We start from the raw sequence: 18320 nt of genomic DNA on the forward strand, positions 1-18320 counted from the left end.
TTATAAAAAGAAGGATAAATATGAAAAAGACGTTTATTTTACAACAACAAGAAATCAGCTTTGTGAAGAACACCTTTACTCAAAACTTGATTGAACAACTTGGCATTATCGAAGTACAAGGTCCAATCCTTAGTGAAGTTGGCAACGGTATGCAAGATAACTTATCAGGCATTGAGAAAGCTGTTCAAGTAAACGTGAAATGTATCCCAAACGCCGTTTATGAAGTCGTTCACTCATTGGCTAAATGGAAACGTCATACTCTCGCACGTTTCCACTTTAAAGAAGGTGAAGGCTTATTTGTTCATATGAAAGCATTACGTCCAGATGAAGATTCATTGGATCAAACTCACTCTGTTTATGTGGACCAATGGGACTGGGAAAAAGTGATTCCTGAAGGTCGTCGTAACTTTGCTTATTTAAAAGAAACTGTACGTTCTATCTATCGTGCAATCCGTTTAACTGAATTAGCCGTAGAAGCTCGCTTTGACATCCCATCAAGCTTACCAAAAGAAATCACCTTCGTTCACAGTGAAGATTTAGTGAAACGCTACCCAGATCTTTCAAGCAAGGAGCGCGAAAACGCCATTTGTAAAGAATATGGTGCAGTGTTCTTAGTCGGTATTGGTGGCAAATTATCAGACGGCAAACCACATGATGGTCGTGCACCAGACTACGATGACTGGACAACTGAATCAGAAAACGGCTACAAAGGTTTAAACGGCGATATTTTGGTATGGAACGCTGAGTTAGGTAAAGCGTTTGAACTTTCTTCAATGGGTATTCGTGTGGATGAATCTGCACTACGTTTACAAGTTGGTTTAACCGGTGATGAAGATCGCTTAAAAATGGATTGGCACCAAGATTTATTAAACGGCAAATTACCTCTCACCATCGGTGGTGGTATCGGTCAATCTCGTATGGCAATGCTTTTACTTCACAAAAAACACATTGGTGAAGTGCAATCAAGCGTATGGCCAAAAGAAATGTTAGAACAATATCAACATATTCTTTAATCGAAAGAGAAAATAAAAAGTGCGGTGAAATTTCACCGCACTTTTGTTTTTAGGAAATTAATTAATCTTGTAATGCACCACTGTTAAACATTGGTAATCCCATTGTTTTTAAGCTATCGCGATAAATACCCAGCAAGTCTTTCTCCGTAATTTTTTGTAACTCATCTAACGGTTTATCTAATGCTGCTACCGTTTCAATCACAAGACCTTGTGGACCAGATTCTTGCGTTGCAATTTCAAATAACGCTTGTCCGCGACGAACATGACTACCCGAGCTAATCAACACGGCATGTTTGATTTTGTGTTTCGCTAAAGAGTAACGAGAGAAAAGCGCATTTTCGACTGTTGAACGTGCATAGTTATCCGAATAAATACGGCTTGCATCAACGCCTTTCTCAATCAACCATTGCTTCATCAAATCCCCTTCTGTTTTATTGTTTTGTGGCACACCGCCCGTCACAATAATTAACGCATCTGGATTTTGATTCGCAATTTCTAAGGTTTTCTCTAAACGTTGCACCAAAATATCATGCATGCTGCCATCTGGATTTAAAGCGTACCCCAACGTAATAATCGCCGATTGCGCCGGTAACTTGGTTTCGAGTTTATCGGTAATTGGCTGATTAGCCGCTTTATCAATCATTGCAAAGACTTTTTCTAATTTGCTTGCGCTTTCTGGGGAAAGTTGTTTTAAGCGATCTAAATGTTTTGTCGCTTCCGCTTGGTTGCCTTTAAAACGATTCCATGCAGCCAAATAAGTATGTGCTTTCACATCATCTGGCGCCACATCAAGCACTTTTTGATAAAGCTCAATGGCTTTATCGGTATTGCCATTATAAATATTGGCATTCGCTGCACCAAACAAAAAATCTACACGATAAGGCTCAAGCTTATACGCTTCTAATAAAAGATCCGCAATACGCTCCATATTGGAAGGAAGTTTCGCGGTAAAACCTGCATTTGAAACACGAGCCGGTGAGTTTTGGATTTTCACCGCTTGTTCAAGCAACTCATCCACAACCTGTCTTTGAGTAAGAAGTTGTTGATAATTTAATTGCGGCTCAAGCACTTTCACTTCTGCCGTGCTGGCAAAGCTGTTTACTGCAAGAGATGAAAGCACAGCAAGTAAGGAAACCTTGAAGATTTTTTGCATAATAGATTCTCCATATTGGATTGAATAACAAAAAGAGCGGTCACTTTTTTATCAGTTTCCGCTCTTTTCACTAAGCTTGATTCATAGACATGCACAATAACGTCAATGGATGGATACAAGTCACGTTAGATGACATATCGATCTGCCATTTACAAGTTTGGCATTCAGAGATCACGTAATCAAATCCGCCTGCATTGATGTTATCGAATAAGTTTTTACCGATAGATTGGGAAACCTCGTAGTTTTCTTCTTTGAAACCGTATGTCCCTGCGATACCGCAACATTGTGATGGTAACATCACCACTTCTAACCCTGGAATTTGTTTTAACACTTCCAAGGTGTATGGTGCCCAACCTGCTTTATCCACGTGACATGCAGTGTGATAAGCCACACGCAATTTCAATGGTTTAAGCGGTAAGGTTTTACCTTCTTTAAAGAGTTGATATAAGAATGGTGTCACCATGTGAATATGCGGACGAACCTTCGCATTATCGATACCCAAAATATGATGATATTCATCACGTAAATTTAGGGAACAACTTGATGCTTCACTGATCACATCTAAGCCATTTTCATCCACCATTTTGCTGATGTAATCGGTGTTAAATTGTGCGATTTTTTTCGCTCGTTCTGGGAATTGGTTGACGCTCAATGGCAAGCCACAGCATTTTTCTTTTTCCAATAAGACCACACCAATATCCATAGCATTGAACACTTGAATAAATTCTTTACCCAATTGTGGATTATTGTAGTTCACATAACAGCCGTGATAATACGCTACTTTGCGTTCGAATTTTTGTTGGCTTTCCACCATTTTTTTCATATACCAGCTGCGGAACGTGCCGAAAGAATATTTTGGTAACGTACGATGGCGGCTAATTTTCAATGCTTTTTCCAACACAAATTTGGTTGCTTTCAAACCTGTGATGGTATTAACAATCGGTGCTAGCGGTGTATTAAGTGAACCCATAATATCGGTGTTACTTAAAATCGCATCACGTAATTTTTGCACTGCTGGTTTGTGTTGTTGAGCAAGGTATTTGTTTCTTGCGCGAACGATAATATCCCCAATTTTTACATCAGACGGACACGCAATTTCACAACGTTTACAGTTGGTACAGTATTTCAATGCTTCATCATAAAGCTCGGCTGATTTTAAGCGTAAACGCTCACCATCTGGGCCTGATTGTTTTGGACCTGGATAGTTTGGATTTTGACGCGAAACCGGGCATACCGCTGTACACGCCGTACATTTAATACAGCTCTCAAAGCTTTCATCAAGGGCATGATGATGTTGTGGTGCATTAAGGGATTGTTTTGCATTTTCAATTAATTGTTGAATGTTCATAACGCCTCCTTAATGTGTGTTGTGAAGAATTTCATCCGCAACAGCAAGCGCTGTTACCACTGCCACGCCAGAACCACAACCAAGCTCTAACGCATTGAAACCACCAATCACATTACCCACCGCATATAAATTTGTTAAAAATTGACCGCTCTTTTTCACTTGGCATTGCGCATTAATCGCCACGCCTGCAGATTGGTATGGTTGTGGATTTGAGAAACGGTGATCTGTCCAAGTAAAACGATCGGTATCGTTAAAGCCTTCCACACCGATAATGTCAGAATGGAATACGGGCTCGTAGATTTTATCGAATTCAGAGACTAAACCTTTACTGAAGAAGCTGCCGGAAGCTAAGACGAAATGCTCAGCCGTGATTTCTTCCTCTTCGTGCAAACGCGTTTGAATAGCACGAACTTTGTTGCCATGAAAATGTGCTTTTAATGCGCTATCACCATTCATCATGAGTCCACCTAACTTCTCAAAACGATAACGTAATTGAATACGTTGACGCATACCTAATAAAGACGGTGGTAAAGTTGGCAATTCAAATAATGGCAAGCCAGTTGCTTTACGAAGTGACTCCATAAACTCTTGATTTTCTAACCCGAAACAAGCGGGTAAGAAAATTGCTTCGGTGCCTTTCGCGGCTTCTTTCATTTCAGCCACAAGATCATCAAATTTCAGTTTATATTCTAAAACTTGTGCAATGTTCACACTGCGGAACTCTCGAGAGTTTGCACGTAACTGATCTAATTCTGGAATATTTAAAAAGCCTGTTTTTACTTCACAATGTGCAAACTGTGGATTGAGTGTAAGGTTATCCGCTAATAATTCTGGTTGGAAATCGTGGTAGCCTTCAATGCCTAAAACCGCAATTTTTTTATACGGGAATGGCGTTTCGCCTTGTACAGTTGGTACGCTATTTGGTGAAAGCCATGCACCACGTAAGCTACCTAAACCCGTTACGCGAAGATGATTTTCTGCACTTGAGCCAATTAAATCCAAATTTAATGACTCAGCCAATTTTTCAAAATCTTGCGCTTTCGCTAATACGCGTTCTGCACCCATAATGCTGTATGGATGTTGCGGTAATTGAGCGGAAAGTGCGGTCAAATTTTCAGGAATATTTTTAACAAACGCACCATTTGGTAAACGGCTTAATAAATCCAATGAGCCAGATGCAAAATCAATCGCCGCTTGGCCGTTATTAATAATGACACAACGTTTGCCTTGTTCTTGTAGGGTGATGCCGCAAGTTAAACCTGCAAGGCCACCACCAATAATCACTACATCAAAATTCATTGTTATCCGTCCCTTGCTGTTTGTCAGTTTCAAGCGGTTGAACATCATTTAAGCCCAACACACTACCATACATCCATGAAGTAAATTCGGCTTCACGAATCGCTTCACCCCATGCAATAGGCTCAATACCACGCCAACGCTCTTCCATGAAAGAGGTTAATTGCGTGGTAGATTGACGAGGCGTTGCTACTTCAAAACGATGCATTAAACCTGCTGCACGACATGCACAAAGCTCAGCTTGGCAAGTCCCCATACCCACACGAGTACGGCGACGTAAATCCACTAAGTTATTCACATTTAATTCATCAATAGCATAACGTACTTCACCCGCTGTTACTGCTTCACATTCACACACCATTGAACGATCAAGACGTTCTTTATCTAATAAACGAGTTGCACGAGAACCATGACGATACACCGCTGAATAACGAATCGGACTTGGAAGTGAAATGACTTTCTGATTGGTTTCTGCACGGCTTTCACTTGAGCCCGGTAATGGACGCTCTGCAGTCGTACAACGTGCTGTTTTGTTGAGTTTTTTACAAACGAGATCCGTTGCCCATTCTGCCATTAAGCGGTAAGTCATTAATTTACCGCCAGTGATGGTGATAAAGCCATCTAAGCCATCACGTTCTGCGTGGTCAAGTAACACGATACCACGACTTACGTTACGACCAGATGGGTCATCATCTGTTGCTACCAATGGACGAACCCCCGCATAAGCACGTAATACACGAGTATGGCGTAAGCTTGGTGCGAGTTTTTCCCCTTCACGGAAAAGGATATCCACTTCTTCTGGGGTCACTTCCATGTTATCAATTTGATCGTAAGGAATACGGCTAGAGGTTGTGCCAATAACACAAATGGTATCACCTGGAACGAGAATATCCGCATCCGCCGGTTTACGACAACGGTTAATCACCATTTTGTTGATACGGTGCCCCATGACAAGTAATGCACCTTTCGCTGGGAACATTTTGATTTTAAGATCCGCATATTCTGCGATGCCTTGTCCCCAAATACCGCCTGCATTAACAACTAATGGTGCAAAGAATTTACGGTTTACACGATTTTTGTGATCGTAAACATCTACACCGATTACTTTGCCACCTTCGCGAATTAAGTTTTTCACCTCGCAATAAGTGAACATTTTCGCGCCATTTTCAGTGGCATCCATCACGTTGGAGGCGGTTAAACGGAAAGGATCGATTGAACCATCAGGCACCACAACGGCCCCCACTAAATCTGGGTTTACCGATGGTTCCATAATTTGGGCAAGTTTAGGATCAATGGCGACAGCTTCAATACCAGATTTGGTACAACTTTCGATGAAGGTTTTTTGATAATCAAGGGAATCTTCAGGTAAGGTGATAAATAAACCTTCTGTTTCATCCACACAGTGACGAGCGATATTGCGCAGAATTTTATTTTCTTTAATACATTCTTCTGCTGATTCCTGATCGTTTACGGCATAACGCGCACCACTATGTAACAAACCGTGGTTACGACCTGTTGCACCTGTCGCAATATCACGACGCTCTAATAAAATACAGTTAATTCCACGCAATGCACAGTCACGAGCAATCCCCGCACCTGTTGCACCGCCACCAATGATAATCACATCCGTCGAGATAGGTGAAAAATCACCCACATCACGATACATATTAGGCGATAATCCCATTGTTACCCCCAAAGCCAAAATATTAATAAAAAGAAACGTAAAAACTGTTACAAATTCCATGGCTATTGTATGGGAGAGCGGTTAAATTCACAACATTTTGAGCGAAAAAGAAAGCCATTTTGTGAAGTAGATCACATAATTTTCGTATTCGCTCATTTGTTAAAATTTTTTTTGTGAAATACATCACATTTTTGAATTATTTCTCTTTTTAATTTCTATTTTTATTTTATCATGCACGCTATCCCCATTGTCGGGGTGGACTCATAATTAAAATGATTTTGGAGAGAAATTATGTTTGGACCATTTAAACCCGCTCCGCATATTGCGGAACTTCCAGCGGAGAAAATTGATTCCACGTATAAACGCTTACGTTGGCAAGTGTTTGCAGGGATCTTCTTTGGTTATGCCGCTTACTATTTTGTACGTGCAAACTTTGACTTGGCACAACCTGGTTTAATTCAAGCCGGCTTGTACTCAAAAGCGGAATTAGGTGTTATCGGCTCAGCGGCCGGTCTTGCCTATGGTTTATCTAAGTTCGTAATGGCAGGTATGTCTGACCGTTCGAACCCTCGTGTATTCTTACCATTTGGTTTATTGCTTTCTGGTCTTTGTATGACCATGATGGGTTTATTCCCATGGGCAACTTCAGGCATTGCCATCATGTGGGTAATGATCTTCTTAAATGGTTGGTTCCAAGGTATGGGTTGGCCTCCATGTGGTCGTACAATGGTACACTGGTGGTCTAAATCAGAACGCGGTACTATCGTATCTATCTGGAATACTGCACACAACATCGGTGGTATGATGCCGGGTGCAATGGTGCTATTAGCAAGTGCCGTGTTCTTCAGCACTCATGGTATCGAAGCACAAGCAAAAGACATTTGGCAACAATCCCTCTACTATCCGGGTATTGCGGCAATGATCTGTGCAATTCCAGTTTACTTCGTGATGCGTGATACTCCACAATCTTGTGGTTTACCATCAATCGAAAAATGGCGTAATGACTACCCAGATGACTATAACGAAAAAACTTACGAAAACGATTTAAGCACAAAAGAAATCTTCGTAACTTATGTATTGAAAAACAAATTGTTATGGTACATCGCGATTGCTAACGTATTCGTATACTTAATCCGCTACGGCGTATTGAAATGGTCTCCTGTTTACTTAAGTGAAGTAAAACACTTCAATATCAAAGGTACCGCATGGGCATACACAATCTATGAATTAGCAGCAGTTCCAGGTACATTATTATGTGGTTGGGTATCAGATAAAGTCTTCAAAGGTAAACGTGGTTTAACCGGTTTCATCTTCATGATCTTAACTACCGCAGCAGTTGTAGCATACTGGATGAACCCAGCTACACCTGAAGCAGAGCTTGCAAACTACTCAGCTTGGTATGAAAACCCATATCAATTAACTGACTTCGTATTAATGACCTTAATCGGTTTCTTAATCTACGGTCCTGTAATGTTAATCGGCTTACACGCTCTAGAGCTTGCACCGAAAAAAGCAGCAGGTACAGCAGCAGGTTTCACCGGTTTATTCGGTTACTTAGGTGGTACTGTGTCAGCTTCAGCTGTTATCGGTTGGGCAGCACAACACTATGGCTGGGACGGCGGTTTCTACGTTATGATCGGTGGTGGTGTCTTAGCGGTGTTATTACTCTTCATCGTAATGGTTGAAGAAGGCAAACACAAAGCAAGATTAGGCGATACCTACGGTACTAAATAATCTATAAATTAAAGGCGACAGGCGAAGACTTGCCGCCTTTTTTATTACAAAAAAACAACTGAATTTTTAACCGCACTTTCAAGGAGAAATGCTTATGAAACTCAAAACTTTAGCGCTTTCTTTATTAGCTGCAGGCGTACTTGCAGGATGTAGCGCACACTCTTCTGTGGACACTATGAAATCAGACAAAATTATCATTGCGCACCGAGGTGCAAGTGGTTACTTACCAGAGCATACACTTGAATCTAAAGCGCTTGCATTTGCACAGCACGCAGACTACTTAGAACAAGACTTAGCGATGACAAAAGATGGTCGCTTAATTGTCATTCATGACCATTTCTTAGACGGCTTAACTGACGTGGCGAAAAAATTCCCAAATCGTCATCGTAAAGATGGTCGTTACTACGTAATCGACTTCACCTTAAAAGAAATTCAAAGTTTAGAAATGACTGAAAACTTTGAAACCAAAGACGGCAAACAAGCTCAAGTTTACCCAGGACGTTTCCCACTTTGGAAATCGCATTTCAGAATTCACACTTTTGAAGATGAAATCGAATTCATCCAAGGTTTAGAAAAATCTACCGGTAAAAAAGTGGGTATCTACCCTGAAATCAAAGCCCCTTGGTTCCACCACCAAAATGGCAAAGACATTGCAGTTGAAACCCTTAAAGTGTTGAAAAAATACGGTTACGACAAGAAATCAGACATGGTTTACTTACAAACCTTCGACTTCAATGAGTTAAAACGTATCAAAAACGAATTGCTACCAAAAATGGGCATGGATTTAAAACTTGTTCAATTAGTGGCATACACCGACTGGCATGAAACTGAAGAAAAAGATGCGAAAGGCAAATGGGTGAACTACGATTACGATTGGATGTTCAAACCAGGTGCAATGGCTGAAGTGGTGAAATATGCTGACGGCGTTGGTCCAGGCTGGTACATGTTAGTGGATAAAGAAAAATCTAAACCAGGCAACATCGTGTATACCCCATTAGTGAAAGAACTCGCACAATACAAAGTGGAATTACACCCATACACCGTGCGTAAAGATGCTTTACCTGAATTCTTCACTGATGTAAATCAAATGTACGATGCATTATTGAATAAATCTGGTGCAACTGGTGTATTTACCGACTTCCCAGACACTGGCGTTGAGTTTTTGAAAAAACAAAAATAATACGTAAGTAAAAGTAATAAAAAGAGCGGTCAAAATTCGTTGTGATTTTTGACCGTTTTGTATTAAGTAAACAAATAAACTAAAACTTGCCTAGAAATATCCTCTCACTACTGCTTGAAATATAATCTATATTTTTCCCGAAATTCTACCGTACATTCATACTGACTATTCTTCATAATTTACTATTCACTTAATTATTTTAATAGCATCCAGAAAATAGAACATTAACCAATTTATCTTAATTTTAATATATTTTCCTTTAATATTTATTATATATATATTAAAATTAAAAAACATAAGAAAGGTAAGGGGATCTACATGTCAAATACAATAACCATTAACGAAGAAGAGTTGGAAACATATTCAAATGATGATTTATTTAACATTACATCTTGGGGAGCTGATTTATCTTTTCGAGAGCTAGCAATGATGTATGATGAAGGTGAATTATTAAAACCCGAATTACAAAGAAAATATGTTTGGACTAAAAAAGAAGCAAGCAGATTTATTGATTCTGTTTTGTTAGGATTACCTATACCTAGCATTTTCCTCGCAAAACAGGATGATGAGAGAATGTTAATTATTGATGGCTATCAAAGAATAATGACTATTTATGATTTTATGAAAGGAAATAAATTCCAAGGGGATGATAAAGTCTTTAGCTTGTTCAATTCTGATATTATTAATCAACGCTGGAGAGGAAAACAGTTTTCAGAATTATCATTAGAAGAACAAAGAAAGATAAAATCAACAACTATTCATGCCATTATTTTCGAACAAAAACATCCTCAAGATGATACTGGTATGTATCAGATTTTTGAACGTATAAATACAAGTGGGGCTGCATTAAAACCACAAGAAATACGTAATTGTGTATATCAAGGAAAATTTAATTCTTTACTCTTTGAGCTAAACAAGGAAACTTCCTGGAGAAATATGTTTGGGTCAGAGATCGAGGATCAAAGAATGTATGATCTAGAACTTATTCTTAGATTTTTTGCAATAAGCGATTTAAGAAATAACCCAGAAAAAGAACAAAATAGTATTAATCTCTTAAAGTACTTGAATAACTACATGGGAAAACATAGAAACCTTGAGGAAAATCAAGAACATATCTTTAGAAATAATTTCATGAATATGATTAATCTTATTAAAGATATCTTGGGAGAAAATGCATTTAAAAGATTTGATATCAACAAGCAATCTTTTGTTGGAAGAATAACCCCAGCAGCATTTGATGCAATTAGCTCTGCAACTTTATATGCTAAAGAAAAGGGATTTCAAAAAGATAGTACGAAAGATTACACATCTAATTATAAAAATTTACTACAGAATGAACAGTTCATAGATAGCACATCTAATAGAACAACAAAAGTAGAGAATATAAGAAAAAGAATATCAATAGCATCACAGATTTTATATGGAATAGACTATGAATTTTGATGTTGAGAAAAAACTTAATGATGATTTATTTGAGCTTAATGAAGTAGAGAAAGAAATAAATAAAAATAAAATATCTAGAATATCTAGTTTTTTAACAAATTATGCTGTTATTAAAGCTTCAGGTAGCATTGAATCAACTTTCAAATCAATATTATATAAACAAATAATTGAACATAATTGCCAAACTAGTCATCAGAGAATACATCAATTCTTTGAAAAAATGATTATAAAAAGTTCTACTAACCCGTCTCCAGATAATATCTTAGACTTTCTAGCTAAATTTGAAAAAGAATGGAAAAAAGGATTATCTAAAAAGTTAAGTGAATATAAAAAAGAGAACACTAAAGATCTTAGTTATGATCTAAATTCGTTAGTCCAACTAAGAAATCAGATAGCTCATGGTACAAATTGTACTGAATCCATAGGAACGATAATGGGATATTATAAATCAGGGATAGAAGTTTTGAAAATCTTAGATAATATATTGGAATAATGGAAAATATATGGATTGCATTAGAACTAAGAAAAGATTTACCATTCTAAAATAGTTCTATGAATTATATTTTATCTATATTGAATTAGATAAATTCTCCTAATTTTTATATTCTAAGCGACTAAATATTTAGTTAATAACAAAAAAGGCTTGCTATTTCTCTCAGCAAGCCTTTTAAATAAACTAATTAAGCAAACTGCTTTTTATTCTCTAAATAGCGTTTCGCACATTCTGCTGCAGCAACTAAGCCACCCGCCATCATAATAATATCTTTAATAACGAGTCGGCCAGCACCTGAGAGATATGGGAAGCCATAATTAGGTGTTGGGAAGTCCCCACCTAAATTAGGCACCCAGGTTTCTGGCGTAAATATCAGGAACGACAGCGTGACTATCGACATACCAAACGTGAGTAAGCCTCCGAATAAACCTAATGTTGGAGACCAAATGCCCGCTAATACTAAAATACCAATTGTCACAATGATTGCGCCAATAATATAAGAAGCGGTATAGGTGCCATTGGCTTTATGCCATTCAATATTTTTTGCGACCATTTTGCCTTCAGGGTTTTTATATAAGGTATATTCTTTTACTAAAACACCCTTATCATTTGTCACTTCATTTGCACCGTTTTTGTAAAGGAAGCTTAAGAAAGGACTATTTGACACAAAGTGTGCAATACCATCTGCCTCATATTGGCAAACTTTTAAACCTCCAATCCAAACCATCACGACACAAATCGCAATGCGGATAAAGTTAATAAATTGACGTTGCAATGGCGCAACGATATTAGCTAGCAATGTAACTAATGCACTCATGTAGAACTCCTCATATAGTTCAATTGATATTACGAGCATAATGCCCAAGAATTTTTATATAAATTATTTACAATATTACTCTCTAATATTGTTGGCATTTTTTTATTACTCAGGTTTATGCAATAAAAAAGAGATACCAATTTAGTAGTATCTCTTATTTTTGATTAATTTTCTGTGATCAATCTCACATTATTTAAAATTCACTCTCGCATTTCTAAAAATTCGCATCCAAGCGCCATCTTCAGACCAATCTTCTGGATACCATGAGTTGCTCACGGCACGGAATACACGTTCTGGGTGTGGCATCATCGCAGCAATACGACCGTCCACGTTAGAAATGGCAGTAATCCCCAATGCCGAACCATTCGGGTTAGCAGGGTAAGTTTCAGTTACATTCAAATGGCTGTCGATATATTGTGCCACAATCAAGTTTTGCGCTTGAAGTGCGGTCAAATTCTCAGGTGTTTTGAATTCTACGCGACCTTCACCATGAGAAACCGCAATCGGCATATGTGAACCAGCCATGCCTTTAAACCACAATGAGTTGGTGTCGTTAATTTTCACCATCGCAGCACGCGCCTCAAAACGTTCTGATTTATTACGCACGAAACGTGGCCAGTTTTCTGCACCTGGGATGATTTCTGCCAGGGTGGAGATAAATTGACAACCGTTACATACACCTAATGAAAGGGTGTTTTCATTGGCGAAGAATTGGCTAAATTGATCGCGTAATTGTGGGTTAAATAAAATGGATTTCGCCCAGCCGCCACCCGCGCCTAATACGTCACCGTAAGAGAAGCCACCACAGGCGACCATCGCATTGAAGTCGTTTAAGTTGTAACGCCCCGCCATTAAATCGCTCATGTGAACATCAATCGCCGCAAAGCCTGCACGATCAAAAGCAGCCGCCATTTCAACATGGCTGTTTACGCCTTGTTCACGTAATACTGCTACTTTTGGTTTCACGCCTTTGCTGATGTACGGTGCGGCAATATCTTCATTCACATCATAAGTTAAGTGAGCTGATAAGCCTTTGTTGTCTGTTGCTTTTTTCGTTTCAAATTCTTGGTCAGCACATTCTGGATTATCGCGTAAGCGTTGCATTTGGTGAGTGAGCTCTGCCCAAATACTGCGTAATTCAGAGCGTTTTTCGCTTAATAGTTTTTTGCTACCGCGTGTGATTTCAAAACGATCTTCTAAGCTTACAGAACCGAGTTCATAAGTTAAGCCAAGCAAGTCATGGGCTTTTAATACCTCACGCACGGCGCTTAATTCACTTTCTGATACTTGAATCACCGCACCTAATTCTTCATTGAATAACACGGCTAAATCATTGTCGCCTAATGCAGAAATATCCACATCCACGCCACAGTTACCCGCAAATGCCATTTCTACAAGCGTAGTAATTAAACCACCGTCTGAGCGGTCGTGGTAAGCCAATAATTTACGTTCTGCTACTAATGCTTGCATTGCATCGAATAAGTTTTTCAGTTTGGCTACGTTTACCACATCGGCAGGTTTATCACCTAATTGTTTATACACTTGCGCAAGTGCGGTCGCGCCTAAGCGATTTTTTCTTTCGCCTAAATCAATTAACAATAGACGGCTTGCGCCTTTGTCTGTGCGTAATTGAGGTGTCACGGTTTTGCGGACATCTTCCACGCGGGCAAAAGATGAAATCACTAAAGAAAGCGGTGCAGTAACGGATTTTTTCTCGCCATTTTCTTCCCAAGTGGTTTTCATCGACATAGAGTCTTTACCTACTGGAATGGTAATGCCTAATGCTGGGCAAAGTTCTTCACCGACTGCTTTCACCGCTTCATATAACCCGGCATCTTCACCACTATGACCCGCTGCAGACATCCAGTTTGCAGAAAGTTTGATGCGTTTAATATCGCCAATGTTGGTGCCCGCAATGTTGGTAATGGATTCAGCCACCGCTAAACGTGCAGATGCTCCAAAGTCTAATAATGCCACGGGTGCGCGTTCGCCCATTGCCATGGCTTCACCATGATAGCTGTCTAATGATGCAGTTGTGACGGCCACATCAGACACTGGAATTTGCCATGGACCGACCATTTGATCACGCGCTACCATACCCGTTACCGAGCGGTCGCCAATGGTGATTAAGAAGGTTTTTTCTGCCACCACAGGTAAACGTAATACGCGATGGAATGCTTCTTTTAATTGAATATTTTCTGTTGCAAACGGTTGATTTTCGACAGTTTTTGACGAAACCTCGCGCGTCATTTTCGGGGTTTTGCCCAATAACACATTCATTGGCAAATCAATTGGGTTATTGTCGAAATGGCTATCGTGCAAGGTTAAATGTTTCTCTTCCGTTGCCTCACCAATGACCGCAAATGGCGCACGCTCACGTTCACAAAGTTCGGTAAATAATTCGAGTTTTTCTGGCGCAACCGCTAAGACATAACGTTCTTGCGATTCGTTACACCAAATTTCTAATGGCGACATGCCTTTTTCATCGCAAAGGATGGAACGCAAATCAAACTTACCGCCACGTTCGCCATCGTGCACTAATTCAGGCATCGCATTGGATAAACCGCCTGCGCCCACATCGTGAATAAAGAGAATTGGGTTTTCATCACCTAATTGCCAGCAGCGGTCAATCACCTCTTGGCAACGGCGTTCCATTTCTGGGTTTTCACGTTGAACAGAGGCAAAATCTAAGTCTTCTTTTGATTTCCCACTGTCCATGGAAGAAGCAGCTCCACCGCCTAAGCCGATATTCATCGCTGGGCCGCCTAATACGATCAATTTCGCACCCACTGGAATTTCACCTTTTTGAACGTGTTCACCACGAATATTACCGATACCGCCCGCTAACATAATTGGTTTATGATAACCACGCACTTCTTCCCCATTGAAACTGTTGACTTTCTCTTCGTAGGTACGGAAATAACCTAATAACGCAGGGCGACCGAACTCGTTGTTAAATGCTGCGCCACCTAATGGGCCTTCAATCATAATATCTAAGGCTGAAGCAATACGGTTTGGTTTGGAAAGTGGATTTTCCCAAGGTTGCTCAAAGCTTGGAATGACAAGGTTTGATACCGAGAAACCGGTTAAACCTGCTTTTGGTTTTGCACCACGACCGGTTGCACCTTCATCACGAATTTCACCGCCCGAACCCGTTGCAGCGCCAGGGAATGGTGAAATTGCGGTTGGGTGGTTGTGAGTTTCCACTTTCATTAAGATATGTGCATCTTCATTGTGATAGCGATATTGTCCATCTTGGTCCGCAAAGAAACGGCCGACTTTTGAACCTTCCATTACTGCAGCATTATCTTTATAGGCTGAAAGCACGAAATCAGGGGTTTTCTCAAAGGTATTTTTAATCATTTTAAACAGGGATTTATCCTGTTTTTTGCCATCAATAATCCAATCGGCATTAAAGATTTTATGGCGGCAGTGTTCAGAGTTGGCTTGCGCAAACATATAAAGTTCAATATCGTGTGGATTGCGCCCTAATTGGGTGAAGTTTTCCACCAAATAATCAATTTCATCTTCTGCCAGTGCCAAACCTAATTCTACGTTGGCTGTCACCAAAGCTTCACGTCCACCTTTTAAAATATCGACCGTTTTAAACGGTTTCGGATCTTGATGACGGAATAAGATCTCTGCATCTTCAGGACTACGCACCACGGTTTCCATCATTCGGTCATGTAAAAGTGCGGTCAATTTTTCAGTTGTTTTTTCATCAAGCGGTTGGCTTAACTCAAAATAATACGCCAAACCACGCTCAATACGCTCCACTTCACTTAAACCACAGTTATGCGCAATATCGGTCGCTTTAGAAGACCAAGAAGAAATCGTGCCAACGCGTGGAATCACAATAAAAGTTTCGCCTTTGGCTTCATGCTCTGCCAAGGTTGGGCCGTAATGTAACAATGCTTTTAGTTTTGCTTCCTGCTCGCTAACAAGCGGTCGATTTAATTCCACAAAATGCAAATATTCCGCATAAACCGATTTTACCGGTAATTGATTTTGTTGGAATTTTTGCATTAAGCCTTGAATACGGAATTCAGAAAGGGCGGGTGAGCCACGAAAAGTTTGAAACATACGGGTACCTTTGAGTTGTGTTTGAGATGAAAATCGCGGGCTATTATAAAGGAAAACACACCAAAAAGAAAACGTTTGCGTCAATCATTTTCAAATGATTTTAAATGGGAGAAAGCATATAATCAGCAAGTAATTCAAAACAATCTGAAAACTAACCGCACTTTGGGGCGTCACTATGATCATCAACGACATCAATTTCAACGATCTCTACCAACAACATCTAAAAGCCTGTAATCACTATAATCTTCCACCAACAAAATGGGATAAAAAAGCGTCTAAAATGGCTGAGAATTTAGTGGGCAAGCCAAGCCGTTATAACGAGATGTTGCTTAAAGCCATGAATGTGCAACCCAATGAAACTGTATTAGATATCGGCTGTGGCCCCGGCACCTTTGTGATTCCTTTAGCCCAACAATGCCAAGCTGTGTATGCTCTCGATTACAGCCAAGGCATGTTGGATATGGTGCAGCAATATAAAGAGAAGCATCAACTGAATAATATTACGCTTCTACATAAATCATGGTCGGATAACTGGGATGATGTACCTCAAGCAGATGTAATACTCGCCTCTCGCTCGACGCTTGTGGATGATTTAGATGACATGATTGAAAAGCTGCAAAGTAAGGCAAAAAAACGCGTCTTTTTAACCTCGGTGACACAACGCCATTTTCTCGATGAAGGTGTATTTGAAGCCATTGGTCGTGATGATGTGGGCTTTCCAACTTATATTTATTTAGTTAATCGTCTTTACCAAAAAGGCATTCACGCGAATGTGAGTTTTATTGAAACCGAATCAGGCCATTTCCAAGGTGAAACCTTTGAGGATTTATTAAATTCTGTGGAGTTTTCTCTCGGCAATCTCACTGAAAAAGAAAAACAAGATTTGGCTCAATTCTATCAACAAAAACAAACTAATAACGACCCAATAAAACACGGACAACGTAAATGGGCGTTAATTTGGTGGGAAGTTTAATACAACAAAATATTTAACCTTAAAAGTTCACTAACTTTATAGACAAGATAGTACTGAAATGATAGTCTTGGGGAGATACTTTTTAAAGGTATTTTACTTCTACTTTTTAAATAAGGAATATTAGTATGTCTTCTTTAAATCATATTTTTAAATTTGGTACAACAGCATTAGCTGCTTTAGTATTATCTGCGTGTGGTAGCAGTGGCGGTGGTAGTGATGACCCAAATGTTTCAGCTCCAACCAATAAAACTAAGCAAACTCAGCCAAGCACTACTGCCAATAATACGACTCAGAAACCAAGTACTACTGCCAATAATACGACTCAGCAATCAAGTACTACTACATCTACAAACAATCAGACAACACCAAGCCAATCTACTCCAGCTGAAAATGTGGCTCAACCATCAACCCCTAATACTCAGAGTGGTAATACTAATCGAGCACTCAAAGATAAACATGCTGGTTTCGTCATACCTAAAAAAGGTGGAACTATTCAAACCGCATCCATTTCTGGCAATCCAAATCTTTATGTGCTAGATGTTGAAGGTAAAAGTATTAATATAATTCCTACTGGAATGGGGGCTGGAAAGGTTCTCAAAATCACTGCCAACAATATTACCCGCATAGTTAACGGTTCATTATATAAAAATGTGCGTTGGGGATTAATTACAGAGGATGGCTTAAATAATTATTACTTAGTCTCTTACGGTATCAATCCTACAACCGACATGCCAACTAGCGGTAGCGCTACCTATGTAGGACAAGGTGTACACGGTTATGCAGATAGTGGTTCAGCTATTGATACGTATCGCTTAAGTAACGCAAAATTTAATGTAAATTTTGCTGATAAATCATTTGAAGGCTCTATTACTCCAGATGATGGAAAAGCATTTGGCAATATCAACGAGGTTAAACTTTCTGCGAAAATTGATGGTAATCAATTTAACGGTAAAACTGCTGAAGGTACAGAAGCTGTCGGTCGTTTCTACGGAAATAACGCTAGTGAGTTAGCTGGTAGTTATGTAAATGAAAAAGCCTCTTACATTGGCGTATTCGGCGCTCAAAAAAAATAATTAGTTTTAATCCTGACATAATAAAGCAAG

The 18320-nt window shown here is 39.4% G+C and carries 13 protein-coding genes; 7 read left to right on the forward strand and 6 right to left on the reverse strand.

The genetic code is table 11. The features are described from left to right. The first annotated feature begins 20 nt into the window (after window positions 1–20). A complete protein-coding gene (gene asnA, locus QP437_RS07615) occupies window positions 21–1013 on the forward strand; it encodes an aspartate--ammonia ligase (RefSeq protein WP_054420329.1) in 993 nt (330 codons plus the stop codon). A 61-nt stretch (window positions 1014–1074) separates the two neighbouring features. Here the strand turns inward: asnA and QP437_RS07620 are convergent, their stop codons facing one another. The 4 genes from QP437_RS07620 to glpA all read right to left on the reverse strand — a co-directional run bounded on the left by QP437_RS07620 (window position 1075) and on the right by glpA (window position 6494). Next, entirely contained in the window at window positions 1075–2166 is a 1092-nt protein-coding gene (locus tag QP437_RS07620) for an ElyC/SanA/YdcF family protein (RefSeq protein WP_285267464.1), read from the reverse strand. Between the two features lie 70 nt (window positions 2167–2236). After that, window positions 2237–3514 (reverse strand): anaerobic glycerol-3-phosphate dehydrogenase subunit GlpC, encoded by a 1278-nt coding sequence (gene glpC / locus QP437_RS07625; RefSeq protein WP_197542698.1) that lies wholly within the window; start codon window positions 3512–3514, stop codon window positions 2237–2239. Window positions 3515–3523: 9 nt separating this feature from the next. Beyond that, entirely contained in the window at window positions 3524–4813 is a 1290-nt protein-coding gene (gene glpB / locus QP437_RS07630; RefSeq protein WP_285267465.1) for a glycerol-3-phosphate dehydrogenase subunit GlpB, read from the reverse strand. Next, a complete protein-coding gene (gene glpA / locus QP437_RS07635) occupies window positions 4803–6494 on the reverse strand; it encodes an anaerobic glycerol-3-phosphate dehydrogenase subunit A (protein WP_285267466.1) in 1692 nt (563 codons plus the stop codon). Before glpA ends, glpB begins: the two co-directional genes overlap by 11 nt. Window positions 6495–6785: 291 nt before the next feature. Here glpA and glpT point away from each other — a divergent pair, with 291 nt between their 5' ends. From glpT to QP437_RS07655, 4 genes are all read left to right on the forward strand, one after another. Then, window positions 6786–8228, forward strand: coding sequence for a glycerol-3-phosphate transporter (gene glpT / locus QP437_RS07640; RefSeq protein ID WP_285267467.1), 1443 nt, complete (start codon window positions 6786–6788; stop codon window positions 8226–8228). 94 nt (window positions 8229–8322) lie between these two features. After that, window positions 8323–9408, forward strand: a complete 1086-nt coding sequence (glpQ, locus tag QP437_RS07645) for a glycerophosphodiester phosphodiesterase (protein ID WP_285267468.1) — start codon at window positions 8323–8325, stop codon at window positions 9406–9408. A gap of 318 nt (window positions 9409–9726) precedes the next feature. Beyond that, window positions 9727–10851, forward strand: a complete 1125-nt coding sequence (locus tag QP437_RS07650) for a DUF262 domain-containing protein (RefSeq protein WP_285267469.1) — start codon at window positions 9727–9729, stop codon at window positions 10849–10851. After that, complete coding sequence (locus tag QP437_RS07655; RefSeq protein WP_285267470.1) at window positions 10841–11344, forward strand: HEPN domain-containing protein; 504 nt, start codon at window positions 10841–10843, stop codon at window positions 11342–11344. The genes QP437_RS07650 and QP437_RS07655 overlap by 11 nt, the downstream gene beginning before the upstream one ends. 187 nt (window positions 11345–11531) lie before the next feature. Here QP437_RS07655 and QP437_RS07660 read toward each other — a convergent pair whose 3' ends face one another. Together QP437_RS07660 and purL are read right to left on the reverse strand one after the other, a co-directional pair. After that, window positions 11532–12161: a YkgB family protein gene (locus tag QP437_RS07660; RefSeq protein WP_005697450.1), complete on the reverse strand. Its 630-nt coding sequence runs from the start codon at window positions 12159–12161 to the stop codon at window positions 11532–11534. 189 nt (window positions 12162–12350) lie between these two features. Beyond that, a complete protein-coding gene (gene purL, locus QP437_RS07665; protein WP_285267471.1) occupies window positions 12351–16244 on the reverse strand; it encodes a phosphoribosylformylglycinamidine synthase in 3894 nt (1297 codons plus the stop codon). 175 nt (window positions 16245–16419) lie between these two features. Here purL and QP437_RS07670 point away from each other — a divergent pair, with 175 nt between their 5' ends. After that, window positions 16420–17217, forward strand: a complete 798-nt coding sequence (locus QP437_RS07670) for a cyclopropane-fatty-acyl-phospholipid synthase family protein (RefSeq protein ID WP_285267472.1) — start codon at window positions 16420–16422, stop codon at window positions 17215–17217. Between the two features lie 125 nt (window positions 17218–17342). Then, a complete protein-coding gene (locus QP437_RS07675; RefSeq protein WP_285267473.1) occupies window positions 17343–18290 on the forward strand; it encodes a transferrin-binding protein-like solute binding protein in 948 nt (315 codons plus the stop codon). Window positions 18291–18320: the final 30 nt, after the last annotated feature.

This window comes from Haemophilus sp. UMB1048 (genome assembly GCF_030218125.1).
Lineage (GTDB): Bacteria > Pseudomonadota > Gammaproteobacteria > Enterobacterales > Pasteurellaceae > Haemophilus_D.

Coding starts and splice junctions, on each gene's coding strand:
- asnA (WP_054420329.1), top strand. CDS start 21: ATGAAAAAGACGTTTATTTTACAACAACAAGAAATCAGCTTTGTGAAG.
- QP437_RS07620 (WP_285267464.1), bottom strand. CDS start 2,166: ATGCAAAAAATCTTCAAGGTTTCCTTACTTGCTGTGCTTTCATCTCTT.
- glpC (WP_197542698.1), bottom strand. CDS start 3,514: ATGAACATTCAACAATTAATTGAAAATGCAAAACAATCCCTTAATGCA.
- glpB (WP_285267465.1), bottom strand. CDS start 4,813: ATGAATTTTGATGTAGTGATTATTGGTGGTGGCCTTGCAGGTTTAACT.
- glpA (WP_285267466.1), bottom strand. CDS start 6,494: ATGGGATTATCGCCTAATATGTATCGTGATGTGGGTGATTTTTCACCT.
- glpT (WP_285267467.1), top strand. CDS start 6,786: ATGTTTGGACCATTTAAACCCGCTCCGCATATTGCGGAACTTCCAGCG.
- glpQ (WP_285267468.1), top strand. CDS start 8,323: ATGAAACTCAAAACTTTAGCGCTTTCTTTATTAGCTGCAGGCGTACTT.
- QP437_RS07650 (WP_285267469.1), top strand. CDS start 9,727: ATGTCAAATACAATAACCATTAACGAAGAAGAGTTGGAAACATATTCA.
- QP437_RS07655 (WP_285267470.1), top strand. CDS start 10,841: ATGAATTTTGATGTTGAGAAAAAACTTAATGATGATTTATTTGAGCTT.
- QP437_RS07660 (WP_005697450.1), bottom strand. CDS start 12,161: ATGAGTGCATTAGTTACATTGCTAGCTAATATCGTTGCGCCATTGCAA.
- purL (WP_285267471.1), bottom strand. CDS start 16,244: ATGTTTCAAACTTTTCGTGGCTCACCCGCCCTTTCTGAATTCCGTATT.
- QP437_RS07670 (WP_285267472.1), top strand. CDS start 16,420: ATGATCATCAACGACATCAATTTCAACGATCTCTACCAACAACATCTA.
- QP437_RS07675 (WP_285267473.1), top strand. CDS start 17,343: ATGTCTTCTTTAAATCATATTTTTAAATTTGGTACAACAGCATTAGCT.